We start from the raw sequence: 17,313 nt of genomic DNA on the forward strand, positions 1-17,313 counted from the left end.
TGTGATGATGATCTGTCCATCCGATAGAAAGTGACGCCACCACGGTTCGAGCGCTGCAAAAAGCGCAGTCGATTGATCCCCTTGCAGAGCGCGGAAGATCGCACGGCGCATCGGAACTCGACGCCCAAAAGCGGAATCGTAGCGCAGAGAATAGATTCGTATATTTCGCATACGGAAGGAGAAATGACGATCGGCACGAAGTATCGCCAAACACAACCCATTAAGATGGCAGGATAAAAGGGCGCACATTTGCACTGTGGTCTTCGTCGTCCTGGCGAGCAGGCGCACGGCTCATGCTCGGCTGGCACGATACCACCGCATTCCGAAAGGGATGCGCCGGACTAAGCATTCCGGATAAATCGGACTGGCGGGGTCGGCGTCCAGATGGCATCTTGGCACCCAGGGGGGCGGCAATGGTAACTATAGACAATTCAACTGTGATCGACTTGACGCTCATTGAAAACGCGCAGGTATCGGTTTTGCATGGCTCGAACCAGTCACCTGCAGAGCAGCTAACTTCTACGCTCAGGGCGCAACTCCGCAATGCCGTCGACGCCGTCCACTCGGACCTGCTTACCTACGAAAGTCTGCGCAATGTCAGCGAGGTGATCGGCGGCGAGTATGGTGACCGTGTTATCTTCGAACTCGTGCAGAACGCACACGACGCGCATGAGGACGGCGAGGAGGGTTCGATCCTCCTCAAGCTCGTGATCAGGGGCTCGGATAGCGGGGACCTCTTCGTAGCCAACAAAGGCGTGGGGTTCAGTTGGAAGAATGTGAACGCCATCCGCAACGTGGGCGTGTCTAGCAAGTCAGTCGGCGAGGGCATTGGCAACAAGGGGCTCGGCTTCCGAAGCGTAGAAACTCTGTCCGACGACCCGAGGATTTACTCCCAGCCGAAATCGTTGGCAGCCGAGGAGTTCACCGGCTTCTGCTTCCGGTTCGCAGGCCCTGACGAGATAAGGGCGGAGACCCTCAAGATAGCGGACCGCCCCACCGCGGATCGTGTGGCGACGATCTTGCCACGGTACCTGGCCGCGGTGCCGCTCTATGGCCAGCCCGAGGAGATCAGGGAGTTCGCCAAGGATGGGTACGCGACGGTCGTGCACCTCCCGCTTTCAGGACCTGGCGCCATCAAGGTCGCCCGCGAACAGGTGTCTGCCCTTGCCGACCTCGACGTGCCGCTCCTCCTCTTTCTGGACCGGCTGGCGCGCGTGACGATCGAGATTGACGACGTGGGTTCGATCCGGCGCCGCACCCTCTCTCGGAATGTCCAGAGCCGGCCGTCACCGAGTCCTGATGCTGTGCTGAGCTATGAAATCGTTGCTATCGGTAGTCGCCGCTATCTAGTTGCACGCAAGCCCGTCGACCGCGACCGCTTGTCCGCGGCAATCGAAGCGAGCATCGCAAAGGAGCCCCAGCTCGCGCGCTGGCGCGAGTGGAAGGGCGAGCCGAGCGTCGCGGTGGCTGTTTCGCTCTCGGCAACCGACGCGGAGCGCGGTCGCACATACAATTTCTTGCCAATGGCAGCCGAGGTGCCGTCCAAACTGCGGGGCCACGTGGATGCCCCCTTCTACGCTTCGATCGACCGGCGTCGTGCCAACTTCGATCTGCCACTGAACGCCTTTCTCCTTGACGAGTTCGCCAAGACCGCGCTGCGCGCCGCGACGGAGTTGAAGACGCTCGCGGACGAAATCGGCCGCAACACGATCTTCGACCTTGCCGCGTGGGAACCCGACGACGTGCCGCGACTCGCGCGCGCCTCACAGCAAATCGGGCTGGACTGGCGCGACTGCTCGGTCGTGCCGGCGGCCGGCGGCAACGATAGCTGGGCCACCTTCAGGAATGCGCGCATATGGCACGAGCAGGGATACAAGCTGCTTCGTGTCCGCAGGCTCGTGAAGGCAGGCATCCTGAATCTTGCCGATCCCCAACTAGAGAGCCAGCGGCTCGACCGCCTCAACCGTCTCATGGAGGCTGTAAACTTGCGCCCGACGCCGGACGACCGTGTACTCGCCGACTGGATACAGTCAGTTGCGCTCTCACTCGATCAGGACGGCTCGGGCCTTCGCACCTGGGGCAGCCTCTACGACGAAGCGCGGAAGGCGCTCTCGTCTATGAACGCCTTGAGACAGCTCGACGGCAAGACGATGCTCAAGACCCGGGACGGCAGCATTCTGCCCGCCGACGTGACGGGGGCAGCGCCGGTATTCGTCCGTGAGACGGGCACGCGCGAGCGTGATCGCGCTCCGCTTCCGCCCTCGATCGTGGCAAGCAAGTTCGCCATCCTCAACGACGGCATCCCGATGGTGCCGGAAGCGGTGACCGAGTTCATTAAAGCGGGCTTGCTGCGTCGCTACGACGCGCTGCAAGTGCTGCAGAACGTGCAATCGCTCTTCGGCGAGAAGCCCGCGCCCAAGCGGCGCGAGGCGACCCTGAAGTGGGCGTTCGATGTCTGGCGCGTCGAGGGAGCGAGGTCGGAAAAGATTCTCCGTGATGTTGACCTGCACGTCGAGACGAGAAGCGGCTGGCGCCCAGCGAGCACGGCGCGCTTCTCCGAGGGTTGGACCACCGACGGAAGACGGCTCTCGACATATCTCGCCGAGGCTGCGCTGCACTCGCCCGATTGCGCGCAGGCAGCGGAACTGCTCCTTTTGGCCGAACCAAGCTGGGCGCCTAAGCCAGACAGCAGCGGCCGTCGGCTATGGATGGAGTTCCTGCGCGCGGCTGGGGTTCGCGACGGCCTCCCACTGCTCGACGACGAGGACGCGCCAGACACGGGCACGCCATACGACACTTGGGACACGTTTCGGAGGACTGCCGCTCCAGCTTTGGGACGGTCGGTCGCGTGGGTCGCGGCAAACTCCGCTGTCCGGCTCCCTAATCCGCAAACGATCTACAGCCGCAGGGGTGGCCTCTGGCGGTTTCCGGGGCAAGTGGAGCACGCGGCCCTGCCGCCCGAAGCACGTCAACGCTTCGCAGAGCTAATCCTCGTACAGCTCGCGAACGATGATCATAAGTGGCTCAAATGGAGCCTCGGGCGCTATGAGCGGTGGGGAGATGACCAGAACGAGCGCAAGTTTGCTACCCCTGCCGCTGTGTTCATCGCGACAGCCCGCTGGATGCCCGTAGAGGGCGATTCCGAGCGATTCGAGCGACCGGGAGCCCTTTGGGCATCAAAGGACCGCAAACAGCGTCCACCGCGTTATGTCGACCGCCCTCGCGAGAGGCTCGTGGACATGATCGAGGACGAGAAGCGCCTCGTTACTGTCATGTTCAGCGACCCGGTGGTCCTGCGCGATTGGTCTGCCGCGGACGAAGTGGTCCGCAAGCTCGGCGACATTGCCGGGGGATCGAGCGGAATGGAGCCGCGGGAGCGGGTTAACTTCCGCAAAGTCTACCAGCGGACGTGGGCGGAAGCGTGCGAGACCGAGGTAGCGCTGCCAGCGGACTTGCCGATCGCGACCCTCACTTCGCTCGGCATTTCGGTAGTCATTGGGAACGCGTCCGACCCACCGCGCATCTTCGTGACGGGCGACCCGCTGCGAGCAGAGACGAAGGCGGTCGCTGCCGCCGGCCAGCCGATCCTTGAGCTGGGCGAAGAGGATCTGGTTGAACCCGCTCTCGAGCGGCTGCGGGCGAGCGGCGGCTTCGAGGCTCTTGGAATCGACCGGAATCAAGTCGACGTACTTGTCGACGGCGAGACCATGGTGCCCAGCCTGGCGGATTCGCTGCTTGTGAGCAACGGGCTGGAATGGCTTCCCGAGGCCGCGGTGCTGGCGAACGAGGTGCTCGGCCGGGAGCTTGAGCGGCAGATCTCAAGCACCGCCGTCGATCAACGCCTCCGGCGCATCCGCCTGCGACAATGCAGAACCATCAGCCTGGCGGTCGCGGGAACCCAAGTGAACGAGGCGCTGCCGTTTTTCGCGCTTCCCGATGACGACCTGCCAACCTTGGTCGTCGGGGAGGGTCAGGAGCTGACTTGGTCCGTTCTCGCCGATGCCGCACCATACCTTGCTACCTTGCTCGACAGGCGAATGCGCTCGCTCGAGACGCTTATGCTACGGCTCGCACACCGAAGCGTCACACAGGACCCGAGACAGCGTCCCACGGACGACGAGCTCGCGCGTGCGCTAGGGTGCAAGGTCGAGTTGGTTCGCGAGCACGCGCTCGCGCTCCGGACCGACGGCGACATGCTGATGCGGAAGCTGTTGCCGGTGGTCGCATGCGTGACCAACTTGGAGACGGCGCAGGCGCTCGGCGAGCAACTTGGCGACAGCGCGCTGCGGTCGAAGGTCCTGGATGCACTCGCGCGGATCGCGGACCGTCTCCCTCTTCCGCCAGAGGAACTGCTCGATGAACTCGCTCGGCCGGACCTCGCCGAGATCCGCCGGACGCTCGGCCTCGACTATGGCAGGCTGAACCAGATGCTGTCCGCCCTGGGCCAGCCGATCCTCTCCAACGAAGGTGAGTTGCGACGTCTCTTTGACATGTGGAAAGGCGAGCTCTCGCCTGCAGCCGTCAATCGGCTCCGGCGCCACTTCTTACCGCTCTACGACGCAGGCTCTCCGCTTGATCGCTACGTCAACCTCCGCACGCTCGACTTCCTCGAATTTCAGGAAAGTTGGGTAGTGGAGCGGGAGGAACTGTCGCGGGATGACGTCGAGACTCTGCTGACAGCGCGGCTGGATGAACTCGTCGGCGACGACGTGGAGCGCGAGCTCGAGCCACTCACCACGCTCCGCAACCGCTCCAAGCGCACGCTGCAGCGCTTTGTTGACGAAGGGACCTCTGCGATCGGCGCCTGGTGTTTTCGGAACGATCGGCTGAATCCGTGGGCTGACGGCGCACTCGCGGTGCTCAGGGCGGTCGATCAGCTTGGGCTCTTCGACTTTGCGCCGGTCGAGGTCGGTCAGGAGATCGCGACCCTCGTCCGCGCGGGCGCTTGGCCCGACACCATGCCTCACACCGTCGACCCCGTGGAGCTTGGTCTCGATCCAGAGGATCTACTCGGAGAGAAGAAGCGCGAAAAAGAGCGCAATGAGCAAGCCGAGATAACCAAGCGCACAATTACTTTCGCTGACAGGCCGCTCGACACGCGATCAAAGGAGTTCGCGCAGAGCCTGATCGCTCTCGCGGATGCCCGGATGGCCGACGGGGCATGGCTTACACGGTCTCGCAAGCGGTTCAATTTGGCTGAGCAGGTGCAGTCAGACGGGCGTGGCGGCGGCACCGGGGGCAAAGGTGGCAAGCGGCGTCGAGCCGAGCGCGTGTCGGAGGACGTGAAGTCAGCTATGGGTTTCGCCAGCGAGTATTTGGTCAGCCGTTTTCTACGCGAAAAGCACAAGGACCGCTATAACGACAACTGCTGGGTATCGGAAAACCGAGGCCAGCTCGAGACCGACTGGGAAGGTGATGACAGGCTCGGTTTCGATTTCATGGTACAGACCGTCGAGACCGAGTGGCGGTACGAGGTGAAGTCGAACCTGGATGACTCTTTCGAGTTCGAGTTTACGCAAAACGAAATGCGAAGCGCCGCTGAATGCGTTGCGGACGGCAGTCGCAGATACAGGATTCTTTACGTACCCTTCGTTTTCGACCCGACCCGCTGGCGGGTAATGGAGCTCCCCAATCCGATGAGCGAGCGTGGCCGCCGGTTCTTTAAGGCGGTTGGCGCCGGGGCCACGCGTTTTCGGTTCGATCCGTCATAACATCGACTGCACACAGAGTTCGATAGGCCTCTATTCCCAGCGACTGTCAGGCCGTACCAACCTCACTGGCAAACTATCTCGTCGGCTGTGAACAATCTTGATCGCTAAGCGGCAAGCTGCTTCGGCCGGTTCAGGAACGCGGCGATCAAGAGCCACAAAAACGCCTTCAGCCACCTGAGCAGGAGGGAGAAGATGATATGGGGCGAGCGGCGAGGGTGTGGCATCCTTCGGCGCTCCAAGAACATCCAGCAGAAGGAGCGTCCCCATGTCGCAATCTTTTGACGCGAGCCGGTCCCTTACCGCTCTTGAGCAGAATAACACGATCATCACCATCATCGAAATGAGCAAGGCGAAGTGGCTGGTTGCCGCGCTTGTTCCGGGCCTCAAGCGCCAGCCGCTCAAGAAGCTCGATGCCGACGCGCCAGCACTGTTGAAGCTGCTGCAGCGCTGGCGCGACGAAGCCGGCCAGGCCGGGCACGCGATCAAGCGGATCGCCGTCGCCTATGAGGCGGCCGGCGACGGCTTCTGGTTGGCGCGCTTTTTGCGGGCGCACGGCATCGAGGCCTACGCCATCCATCCCGCCAGCGTTGCGGTGTCGCGCGAGCACCGCCGCGCCAAGACCGATCGCCTCGACACCGAGCTGTTGATGCGTGCCTTTCTTGGCTGGCTGCGCGGCGAGAAACGTCATTGCTCCATGGCTGCGATCCCGACCATCGAAGAGGAGGACGCGCGACGGCCGAGCCGCGAGCGGGAGAGCCTGGTTGGCGAGCAGACGCGGCTTATCAACCGCATCAAGGCGGTGCTCGCCCGCTTCGGCATCCACAGCTTCCGGCTGAGCCTGCGCTGCGCGGCGGATAGGCTCGAGAATATCCGCACGGCTGAGGGGACGGCGCTGCCGCACAACACCCGCGCCGAGGTCCACCGCTTCCTCGAGCGGCTCAACCTGGTGCGCCAGCAGATCCGCGCGATCGAACAGGAAAGGGAGCGCAAGCTCTCGGCCGTCCCGGCGGCGGAAAACGGCCCGCATGCGATGGTTCGCCTCATCGCGCGGATTATCGGCATCGGCGTCGAGACGGCGGACATGCTGGTCCACGAGATCCTGTCGCGCGGCTTGCGCGATCGCCGCGCCGTGGCGCGCTATGCCGGGCTGACGGGGTCGCCGGACGAGAGCGGCAAACGCCGCCGCGAGAAAGGGCTGGCACGCGCCGGCAATGCCCGCGTGCGGCGCGGCATGATCCAGTTGGCCTGGCGGTTTCTGCGCTTCCAAAAAGACAGTGCCCTGGCCCAATGGTTCCAGGCGCGCACGAACGACGGCCGCAAGACCACGCGCAAGACGATGATCGTAGCACTGGCCCGCAAGCTGCTGATCGCGCTGTGGTGTCTCGTCACCGCGGGCGAGGTGCCGCAAGGCGTCAGTTTGCGCGCGGCGTGACAGCCACATGGGAAGAGGAGAACAAGGCACAATCCTATTGGCGGGCATCTAGCAAGGTCTGCCGATGACGATCCGAGGTGGCGGTGACCCGCGCTACAACATGGTGTTTTACAGGCCGTGCTGAAGAATGGGCCCGCCGCCCCGGAGCTTCGCCACCGATGCGCATGCTGCATCATGGTTCAGATCCACGGGGGGGATCTACCGCATACAAGTCTGCCGCGCGACCTCCGCGCCTGGCTCGGCGAGCTCGCCTCGGAATCCATCGTCGGCTTTTTGGCCCCCTGCAAGAAAGGGGCTCACCCGACCCCGACAAAGCCTGCCGCCGGTGCTCGTGACCGTCAAGGACAAGTCGCTGCGCGATGGGCCTGCGGCCCCACCCTTGACCGTCCCTGCGCGCGGCGGCCCGTTCGAAGCAGGTCGGGACGAGGAGATGGGTCGCCAGTTGGCCGAACCAGGAGATGAGGAAACGAACCACGAACCAAGCTTGACAATCATCGCCCCATACAAGTTGTAACCGGCTGCGGCCAGGATGGCGTTGATCGCATCGCCTTGGGTGTGAGCGAGGTAATTGCGGCCCATTCTGTGTTCGTTCTTGATGTGACCGATCACCGGCTCGACGGCCGATCGCCGCCGCATCTGGCGCTTGATGGCCGGTGTCACGCGGCGCTTTTGACCAGCGGTGAAGACCCTGAACTTATGACTTTGCGGCGCATTGTGGCCGCGGTAGCCGGCATCGGCGAGGATGCGCTGCGTTTCGGATCCGATGATCCGTTGCATGTCCGGGATGATCGTTGCCAGGGTATGGCCGTCATAGGGGTTGCCGGGGAGCGCCATGGCGTGCAGGGCGAACTGGCCGCCCTTTGAACGCTTCAGCGTCGTCGCCACGGACACCTTCACCCCGAACTCGTAGGGCGCGTGCGCCTTGCCCTTGCCGATGCATTCCACCTCGTGCGCATGCAGGCTGTAGATCTTGCGGCCGCGCTGGCGCTGACGCTGTTCGAGAACGGTGGAGGCCTGGTAGAGCGACCATTTGAAAAGCGCGTCCAGCTCCGCGTCGCCGGCGATCTGACGGGAGATGTCGCGGACGGTGCGCCCCAGATACGTCCTGAGCCTGCGCAGCGCCTTGTTGGCCCGCTTGAATTGCTTGGCGTGGGCGTAGCGCTGATACATGATCAGCGCCTGTTTGCCGACCCGGACATAGGACTGACGCAGGTCGAGCCGCGCGCCAGCCGCACCAGCCGCTCGCGGGCGCGATGGATGAGCTTGGCGTCGGTCGGGAACATCACGTTCTTGGGTTGAGCCGTCGTGTCGACAATGACCCGGCGCGTATCCTGCGGCTTCATCGCCCCAGTCTTGACCGCAATGCTGAGGCTTTCCTGCAGCAGCACCATGATCCGCTCCTCGCCCATGCGGCTGCGCCAGCGCGTCATCGAGGAGCGGTCGAACGGCAGGTCGTGGCGGAAGAACTCCTCGCCGCACAGATACTGGAAATACGGGTTCTCGATCCAGCGTGCGCACAGCGCCTCGTCTGACAGGTTGAAGGTGTGCTTGAGGACGGCGAGCCCCGCCATCAGACGGGTCGGCAGCGGCGGCATGTGATGCTAGACCAGCCTCTACCAGCCGGCGGAACGCCTCAGATCTAGTAGGAAGATCGGGCTGAGCGTCCGAGCGGCTCGGAGAGATTGGACCCGGAGCGGTCATCCGTCCGCCTTTTTCTGCGATTAAGGTTTCAATTCCATCGGCCGACGTCTGCCTCAACTTCAACTGCGTCATCCTTGACGTGGCAAAGGTGAGAATTGGCAAAGGAACGGCAATTGGCCCTGCCGTGCAGATCTATACAGCCGATCATCAACATGATCCCGAGCAGAGACAATCTGGGATGCAGTTCGGGCGTCCTGTTCGGATGGGCAGTCGTGCCTGGATCGGTGATGGAGCAATCATTCTGCCGGGCGTCACGGCGATGATGCGGCCGTCGGCGCTGGCAGCGTGGTCACTCGAGATGTTGCCGCAGGGGCGAAGGTCATGGGAAGTCCGGCTCGGGTAAGATGACTTGGTGAGGACAAAGCAGGCGGTTCGACGCTAAACCTGGGAGCTCCATGTTGCCTGGTGAATGCCGATTGGGCATCGATGCGCATTTCTTTGCTTCCCGGATGGTTGCTTTCGCCGGTTTGAGGCCGGTTTAGGGGCGCGGCCTTTTTGCTCTCCGCATTCTGTCGCCCTGGAGCACCATGCGGTGTGCGGTGTGCGTTATGCACGATCCGTTCGAGAATGGGGTCGGCGACGGTGGGTGCGATGAGGTAATGCCATCTGGCCACCGGACACGGCCGGTGCGGCGATATCGTTTTTCGACGATTTCGAACAGATGCGAGCGCTGTTTTCCAGTAGGGGAGTGGGCCATTGAGGACGAGCAGTTGCGCGCGGGTGAGCTTGTCGATGAGGTGTGGGAAGCGTCCATTGAGATGGGCGAGCGCAATCCTCGAACAGGGTGGCACGTGCACATATAGCACCGAAACGATCGAGCCCTGCTGCTTGCGGCCGAAGGCGCCGGCCAGCCACGACTTCCGGTTCCGGTCTGGCCGGTGATGATCAGGTTCCCATGGCCGTCCGGGATTTAGCGCAATCGCTGTCAGCGCTTTCGCCGGTACCCCTGGACGGTCAGATACTGCTAGCAAGAAGCATCAGGTACGAGAGGCGGCTTGTCCGGTCGGATCGGCTTCCTCTTCGGGAATGTCGTCGAATGACGAGTAGTTCAGATTGTAGAGTTTGGAATAGAGCCCGCCCATAGCCATCAGTTTGTCATGGTTGCCGGTCTCAATAACCTGGCCGTTCTGAAGCACGATGATGCGATCGGCACCACGGATTGTGGCGAGACGGTGGGCGATGACTAGCCCGGTGCGGCCTTCCAGGAGTTTTCTGAGAGCTTTCTGGATGAGCATTTCCGTGTAGCTGTCGATGCTGGCGGTGGCCTCGTCAAGAACAAGGATCTTGGCGTCGGCGACGAGAGCGCGGGCGAAACTGACAAGCTGGCGCTGGCCCAGAGAAAGGTTGCCGCCGCGTTCGCCGAGTTGAGTTTCATACCTGTCGGGAAGGCTCATGATGAAGTCGTGGGCTCCGACCACCTTGGCGGCCTCGATCACCATCTCGCGCGTGGCTTCCGTCTTGCGGTAGCGGATGTTCTCGAAAACCGTCCCGGTGAACAGAAACGGCTCCTGCAGCACCATGGCGATCTGGTTGCCGAGCGATTCCTGGGTGAGATCGCGCACATCATGTCCGCCAACCAGCACTTGGCCTTGCTGAACATCATAGAAGCGGTGGACGAGGGCCATCGCGCTCGATTTACCAGAGCCGGTCGGCCCGACCAAGGCGACCGTCTCGCCGGGATTGACCCGGAAAGAGACGTTTTTCAGCACCGGCTGTTTGGGATCGTACCCGAACGTGACGCTCCTGAACTCGACCGAGCCGTCCATTTCGGGCGCAAGGATCCTGGCATCCGGTTTGTCCTGGACCTCGATCCTGACGTCGAGCACATCGGTCAGGCGCTTGCCGGAGGCCATTGCGCGCTGCATGACGGAATATTGCAGAGTAAGTGAGCGAATTGGGTCAAAGAAGCGTTGGATATAGAATATGTAGGCAACCAATACGCCCACATCGACGCGGCCATTCATGATCATGGAGCCGCCGACCACAATGACGACAGCCATGGCGAGGCCGGTGAGGCCATCGACGATCGGGACCATGACCTGTGCATATTTGGCAGCGGTCAGATGGGTCGTGAGGTCGGCATGTGCCTTGTCGTCATACAATACGAAGTTGACGTACTGGCGGTCCATGGACTGGACTGTTCGGACGCCTTGAATCGCTTCGGCCAATGCGCCGTTGACGACTGAATTGGTCTCTTGTGCAGCCATGAAGGCCTCGCGGGCACGCGGCAGCCACAGGATGCGGATAATCAACAGGGCCGGCAAGACCGAGAGCGTCAGAAAGCCGAGGTTGAAGTTGACCGACAGCATTACGAAGATGATGCCGAAGAGAAGCGCAATGTCGCCTACGGAGTAGATCGAGTTTTCGAGAAATTCGTGGATAGAGTTGACGTCACCCTGAAGGCGAGACATCAGGCGTCCTACCTCGGTCTTGTCCATGAAGGAGAGCGATACCTTCTGCAGATGGGCAAACATGGCGCGGCGGATGTCGAAGAGGACGTTCTCGGCCATTTTCCCCACCACGGTTTCTTGCGCGTAGGCGGCGCCGAAATTAACCAAAATGGCAAGCGCAAACGCGATGGCGGCCTCAAGCAGGGCGGAGGCATCAGCGCCTACCGGAGTTATGGCGTGGTCGATCGCGTAGCGGATGATCAGCGGGATGAGAAGCTGCGTGCCAGTGAAAATCAGCAATGCGGCAAGCGAGACGACCGCCATGGCTCGGTAGGGACGAACGAAGGCCCATATGCGGCGAATGATGTTCTTGTCGAAAGCCCGGCCAAAGATCTCCTCCTCGATGCGATGGGACCCGACGACCGCGCGCGGAGGGCGTCTACCGCTATCATTCGGTTCGATTTCGAGTTCGTTGGCGTGCCGCTTGGCCATCAGGGCGCGCCTCCAAACGTGGTCGCAATGTCATCTCCCGGGCGCAACTGAAGATCATAAAGGGCCTTATAGCGTCCTCGCTTGGCCAAAAGCTCTTGATGGGTGCCGCGTTCCACGATCTCGCCGTTGTCGACAAACAGAATCCGGTCGGCGTGCTTGAGTGAACTCAGCCGGTGGGCGATGATGATCGTCACCCTATCCTTGGCGAAACGCCGTATCGCCGCGCGGATGCGCTGCTCTGTGGCGGCGTCGATCGCGGCCGTTGAGTCGTCGAAAACGACGATTGATGGGCGCAACATCATCGTGCGAGCTATGGTGAGACGCTGACGCTGGCCGCCCGAGAGAGAGGCGCCACGTTCGCCGACGACTGTCTTGTAGCCAGCGGGGAGACCGAGAATGTAATTGTGCAACTGGGCGGATTCGCTAGCGCGCTCGATCGGCTGTTCCTTCGCCCAGGGGTCGCCATAAGCGATGTTGTTCTCGATCGTGGTTGTGAACAGGAATGCATCCTGCTGTACGACCGCGACCGCCTTGCGAAGCGATGCGAGGGTGACCCCGCGGATGTCCTGCCCGTCAAGCATGATGGTGCCACCAGTGACGTCGTAAAAGCGGGGGATCAGGTGAGCAATTGTCGACTTGCCAGAACCCGGCGGACCCACGATCGCGATCGTCTCGCCCCTACGGGCGCAGAAGGTAATATTCTTTAGAATGACGCGGTTTCCGGTGCCGGGATATGCAAACGAGACATTGTCGAAGCGCAGAGTTCCTTCACCGATCTCGAGCGGTCTTGCACCGGAAGCATCCCCGATCGTGATGTCCTGGTCGAGCAGACTGAAGAGGCGCGAACCGCAAGTGTAAGCGCGGGCAAAGCCGTTGACCATCAGTCCGATCTGGCGGACGGGCATTTGCAGGATCGTCATGAACGTCAGGAACGTCGTGAGCGTTCCAACGCTGATCTGGCCGGCGATGAGTTTGTCGCAACCGACCCAGAGGACCAACCCCATGGCGACAAAGAAGGCGAGGGTCATTGCCGACGTGTTGGGCACGTACACGTCAACCTGCTCGTGCGCGAGTTCGAGCGCGTTTGTCGAGGCGATGTCGAACTTCGCCATCTCATGAGCCTGTGCCGAAAACGCCCGGACAACGCGGATGCCCGCGAGATTTTCTTCCATCACGCGGCCCAGGACGGAAAGCCGCTCCTGCAGGTCGAGCCAGATGGCGCGTAGCTTAAGCTGGGTGACCGACGATCGCCAGGCTACGAAAGGCACGAAGCTCAGCGCGATCAAACCGAGCACCGGATCGGTTGAGATCATCATGCAGGCGCCTATCCCGATCAGCATGGTGAGCAGAAAGAACCTAACCAGGGCGGTGGAAAAATACATCCGCACGCCGTCGAGATCGAGGATGCCGAGGGTGATCAGGTCGCCTGAATGCACCCGGTCGTGAAAGGAAAAGCTCAGGCGCTGGACCTTGTCGTAACAAGCAAGCCGCAGTTCGTACGCGACGTGGTGCCCGACGGCTTCGGCAAAGTAGTTTTGCGCCATCGTAAAGAGGCCGCGTAGCGTACTCGCACCGAGCAGCAGGAGAGCAGGAGTCCAGAGGGCTTGTTCTGCAGCCGTCACCGTGACACCGCCCCCGATGGCTACTTGGGTCTGGTCGACAGCCCGGCCGAGAAGCTGGGGAATGAGCAACTGCAGGATCACGGCTACCATCGTCGAACCGATAGCTAACGCGACCTGCCACGGGTGCCTCAAATTCATGCGCGTAATGCGCAGTAGCGTGCTCAAGCCCCGGCCCCACCCGGCCGCTTTTACATGCGCGGACGATTTGAGAGAGGTCGTGCCAACAGCATCACTGCCCACCGAGTGCCCCCGACTGAATTTTCCGCCTTCGGAAGCGAGCCGGTCGACTCACATCAAAGACGTCCCTCCAAGTTGATTCTGGCCACCATCGGCTCAAGATGCTGATCCGACGAGTTGCGCCACGGCTTCGCTCGCTGGCATGTCGATCACCGTGATTCCGCTTGCCGCAAGGAAACGGGCTTCGTTTCTGGTCAGCGTTTGCCCGTCCATTATCGCGTAACGGGGGCCTTCTGAGCGCTTCATGATCTGCCTGGCGTAAGTGCGCAGCATCTGATCATTGAAGCGGCAGCCGACGAAAAAAAAGCCCCGGTCGACGCGTCGCTCCTTGACCACGTCAGGGATAGGCGTCTGGATATCGATTTCAGTCAGGGCTTCGACATAGTCGGAATCGGCGATGAGGAAGTTTGCTGCCGGCCTAATACTGCCATGTGGCGCATAGAGAACCGTCTTTGTCGCTGCTCCAGCCTGGAGTTCCCTTCCCGACAAGTCGTAAGTTCTGGTCCAAATGTCGCCAGCTTCGTTCGCCCGCGTAACGCCTTGTATCTCGACGACGTCGGTTCGGCCGGCCTCTGCCAGCGCCGCGCGCATGGCGCCTTCGTACCAGCTGTCGATGATGAGGGAGAGCGGGAGTTTTGCGAGCCAGGCGTGGAGGATGGCCGGCGCCGCCGGCCCGGCAAATATATCAGTCATCCAAGCTTGAAGTGTGCGGCGATGCCGGCGCTGTTCGATGAACTGCGCGACCGACCACATATTGGTGCGGATCTTCGAGGGGGCTGGCGCCCGCGTGTTGAGTGCCTCGGCAACGGCTTCGGGGGTACACGGTACAGGCGGCTCAGCAGAGCTGAGCCGGAGGAGACCCGGACCGAGATACGGGATCACCTGATCGGAGACTAACGCTCGTCTGGCCAGCTCAAGCAGCTTTCGGGCAAAACTGTCCCGGACGACGACTAGGTGGCCCGAGGTCGGGATCGTGTTCATGCTCGTTTCCTCTTGACGCCTCTCATTGACGGGCGGCATCAGTCCCCGTCGGAAAGCTTCCTTGCCTCGACGGTGATCGGCAGACGCGTATGCGGCGGAAGATCGGGAAGGAGGAGCCGCCAGCCGTTCCTGAGCGTTACGACCCCGCCCCACAGGTCCTGGTTCTCGAACTTGATAATCGGCTCCTCGAGATCCTTTTTGGGGACATACGCCGACAACCCGGCCTCGGTCCTGCGGATCATTACTTTCATGCGGCCGTTCCTTTATTGGCGTTTTCTTCGGCACGGCAGGGAGCGTCGGCGTTGTCGAGGCTCGTCAATTCACGCGCTCGCATGCCGACGACCGTCCCACGGTCGATCCATTCGACCGCGTAGATGAAGAACTGCTGTAGAAACGTGCCAATGTCGCGCACATAACCCTCTTCGCCCTTGCGCACGAGATTTTCGCCGATCTCCCTGCCAGGATAGGTGCCGTCATTCTTAATGTGGCGAGTGGCACGGACCCGCTCTCCCGGCTGAAATTGGGGAGGTCTGCGGATTTCCACCTCCTGTTCGCGTGCGAGCCGCATGGCGGTTCCTTGGTTCTCTGAGGCTAGTGTCATTGATGAGGCGCGCAGGCATTCCCCGGGGCAGCCAGTTGTGTGGGTACCCAGTGGACTCAGGCAGGAACGCAGGTCTTCGGCACAGGACACACCGAAGCACATTGCTGCGTGTCGAAAGCTCCCTCGCATTCGGTGCACTTCTGCAGCTCGACCACGTAGCTCTCGCCTTTGAACTTGATCGCACCCGACGGGCATTCGAATTCGCAGGCGCCGCATTGTGTGCATTGGGATGCGATGATCTTGAAAGCCATTTTGATTCCTGATTCGAGTAAATGAGATAGGTTCAGGCCGTCGCGGCGAGTGCCTGGACGCCGGACTCGGCGGCGTAAATCGAGCTGATTGCCGTTTCGATGTAGTCATGGCCGTAAGCGTCGGTTGCTCGGATACCGGCGGCCGCGAGCTGATCCTTGGGGCAATCTCCAATTTTGACGCAAAGCACTATGTCTACGCCTTCAAGCGCAGCGATGACCCCGTCGAGAGTGGCCTTCTCGCCCCAACCCCCGAGGCAATACTGCTCAACCCTGCGGTGCCCGATAAAGTTGATCCCTACCGGCGACGCTTCATACACCTGAAATTCCTTGGCATGGCCGAAGTGTTCGTTGACGCGGCCGCCGCCCTTAGTCGCCACCGCAACGAGGAGGGACTTGCCGGAGCTCGTTGTCTTGACCATTCCGATCGCTTCGCTCCTGGCTGCCAGGCGATCACGGCGCTCGTGCGTGACCAGCTCCCGATAGGCTTCGCGCTTGCCGGCATCGTAGGTGAGCTCGCCGGGAATCTGGTCCAGTGTGAATTCCTGGCCACGATCCTCACCCAGCAGGCCGACGGCATCTGCCCGGCACTGTCGGCAGTGGCGCATCAACTTGGCGCCGCCTTCAAGACGATCCTGAAGAGCCTTCATCTCCATTGCATTTGGACCGCGCTGCCCGATCAACCCGTAGTGCGTGCCGTGCGCCGGGTCGGAAATCAGAGGCATGACGTTGTGCAGGAACGCGCCGCGCTGCTTGACCCACTTATTCACCTCAATCAGGTGCTGGTCGTTCACTCCAGGGATCATCACCGAATTGATTTTGGTGAGGATGCCGCGCGCGCTCAGCATCTCTAACCCCAGCATCTGCCGCTCGTGCAGAATTCTGGCGGCTTGGATGCCGACGTAGCGACGATGGTCGTAAAAGATCCAGGGATAGATCTTTGCGCCGACTTCCGGATCGACCATGTTGATCGTGATCGTCACGTGATCGACATTCATGTCGGCAAGCTCGTCGACGTGGTCCGGCAGCGCGAGCCCGTTCGTAGAGACGCAGAGCTTGACGTCGGGGATTTCCCTGACGACGCGTTCGAACGTCGCCTTCGTCTTCTCCCAGTCGTAGCAGGCATCGCCCGGTCCGGCGATGCCAAGCACGGAAAGCTGCGGCACTTCATTGGCGACCGCGATCACCTTGCGTACTGCCTGATCGGGCGTCAGCTTTTCCGAGACAACCCCGGGCCGGCTTTCGTTGGCGCAATCATATTTGCGATTGCAGTAGTTGCACTGGACATTGCAGGCCGGCGCGACGGCGACGTGCATGCGCGCGAAATAGTGGTGCGCCTCTTCTGAAAAGCACGGGTGATCCTTGATCTTGTCCCAGATGGCCGGATCCACATCGTCCGGCCTTGTCGACGACCCGCAGGACGAAGATGCGCAGCCACCCGACTGCGCGCTCACCAGCAACTGGTCGGAGAACCTCGTGCCGGTCAGGCTCTCAACTGAAATCACCGGTGCGGCCATTGAACGGCTCCGTTACGGGTTAACGTCGCGGTTCGAAGCGCAAGAGCAATGCCAACTGAAAAGGTGGCGCTAGTTCACGAATTGGATTTGCGCGTCGGATATCATGGAGTTGCTCCGACATCGCTTTGTCGGACTTCGAACAGGACTATGTTAGAAGGTGAGGAAGACGACCCGGCCGGACATCAGTTCGAGATAGAAATCCCGCGTCGACCGCTCGGCCGTGATCGCCCTCGGCACAACTCCCGACCGGTCTTCCGACGAGGATGTCGGTCTCGGCGACGGCGAGCTCGTTCGCGGTGAAGTTGCCACTGCTCACTTGGGTCTGCATAGTTCCGATTCAGGAGAGTGGGGTGACTCCTTTCTGCGGTCGGCAAGACGTCG

Annotated in this window: 9 protein-coding genes and 2 pseudogenes; 3 read left to right on the top strand and 8 right to left on the bottom strand. The window is 61.6% G+C overall.

Annotated elements, in window-relative coordinates; translation table 11 throughout:
- Nucleotides 1-446: 446 nt before the first annotated feature.
- Both AC0L15_RS07725 and AC0L15_RS07730 read left to right on the top strand, forming a co-directional pair.
- Nucleotides 447-5,711 (top strand): sacsin N-terminal ATP-binding-like domain-containing protein, encoded by a 5,265-nt coding sequence (locus AC0L15_RS07725; protein WP_473496103.1) that lies wholly within the window; start codon nucleotides 447-449, stop codon nucleotides 5,709-5,711.
- 265 nt (nucleotides 5,712-5,976) lie between these two features.
- Nucleotides 5,977-7,143: an IS110 family RNA-guided transposase gene (locus AC0L15_RS07730; RefSeq protein WP_473496104.1), complete on the top strand. Its 1,167-nt coding sequence runs from the start codon at nucleotides 5,977-5,979 to the stop codon at nucleotides 7,141-7,143.
- Between the two features lie 507 nt (nucleotides 7,144-7,650).
- On the opposite strand, the pseudogene AC0L15_RS07735 reads toward AC0L15_RS07730, so the two are convergent.
- Nucleotides 7,651-8,738: pseudogene (locus AC0L15_RS07735) on the bottom strand (IS5 family transposase); the annotation flags it as partial.
- Nucleotides 8,739-8,809: 71 nt separating this feature from the next.
- On the opposite strand from AC0L15_RS07735, the pseudogene AC0L15_RS07740 reads away from it, so the two are divergent.
- A pseudogene (locus tag AC0L15_RS07740) lies at nucleotides 8,810-9,192 on the top strand (LbetaH domain-containing protein); the annotation flags it as partial.
- 629 nt (nucleotides 9,193-9,821) lie between these two features.
- Here AC0L15_RS07740 and AC0L15_RS07745 read toward each other — a convergent pair.
- The 7 genes from AC0L15_RS07745 to nifB all read right to left on the bottom strand — a co-directional run bounded on the left by AC0L15_RS07745 (nucleotide 9,822) and on the right by nifB (nucleotide 16,932).
- Nucleotides 9,822-11,726, bottom strand: a complete 1,905-nt coding sequence (locus tag AC0L15_RS07745; protein ID WP_473496105.1) for an ABC transporter ATP-binding protein — start codon at nucleotides 11,724-11,726, stop codon at nucleotides 9,822-9,824.
- Entirely contained in the window at nucleotides 11,726-13,588 is a 1,863-nt protein-coding gene (locus AC0L15_RS07750) for an ABC transporter ATP-binding protein (protein ID WP_473496106.1), read from the bottom strand. Before AC0L15_RS07750 ends, AC0L15_RS07745 begins: the two co-directional genes overlap by 1 nt.
- A 93-nt stretch (nucleotides 13,589-13,681) precedes the next feature.
- On the bottom strand, nucleotides 13,682-14,566 hold the full coding sequence (locus AC0L15_RS07755) for an SIR2 family NAD-dependent protein deacylase (RefSeq protein ID WP_473496107.1): 885 nt from the start codon (nucleotides 14,564-14,566) through the stop codon (nucleotides 13,682-13,684).
- A 38-nt stretch (nucleotides 14,567-14,604) separates the two neighbouring features.
- Nucleotides 14,605-14,817, bottom strand: coding sequence for a putative nitrogen fixation protein NifT (gene nifT, locus AC0L15_RS07760; protein ID WP_040594248.1), 213 nt, complete (start codon nucleotides 14,815-14,817; stop codon nucleotides 14,605-14,607).
- A complete protein-coding gene (locus AC0L15_RS07765) occupies nucleotides 14,814-15,134 on the bottom strand; it encodes a nitrogen fixation protein NifZ (RefSeq protein WP_473496108.1) in 321 nt (106 codons plus the stop codon). The genes nifT and AC0L15_RS07765 overlap by 4 nt, the downstream gene beginning before the upstream one ends.
- An 89-nt stretch (nucleotides 15,135-15,223) precedes the next feature.
- Nucleotides 15,224-15,418 carry a 4Fe-4S dicluster domain-containing protein gene (locus AC0L15_RS07770; protein WP_008878193.1) on the bottom strand — a complete coding sequence of 65 codons (195 nt, stop codon included), beginning with the start codon at nucleotides 15,416-15,418 and terminating at the stop codon, nucleotides 15,224-15,226.
- Between the two features lie 32 nt (nucleotides 15,419-15,450).
- The gene (gene nifB, locus AC0L15_RS07775) at nucleotides 15,451-16,932 is read right to left on the bottom strand and encodes a nitrogenase cofactor biosynthesis protein NifB (RefSeq protein ID WP_473496109.1); all 1,482 of its coding nucleotides are present in this window, start codon (nucleotides 16,930-16,932) and stop codon (nucleotides 15,451-15,453) included.
- Nucleotides 16,933-17,313 lie beyond the last annotated feature (381 nt).

This window comes from Mesorhizobium sp. WSM4846 (assembly GCF_055811415.1).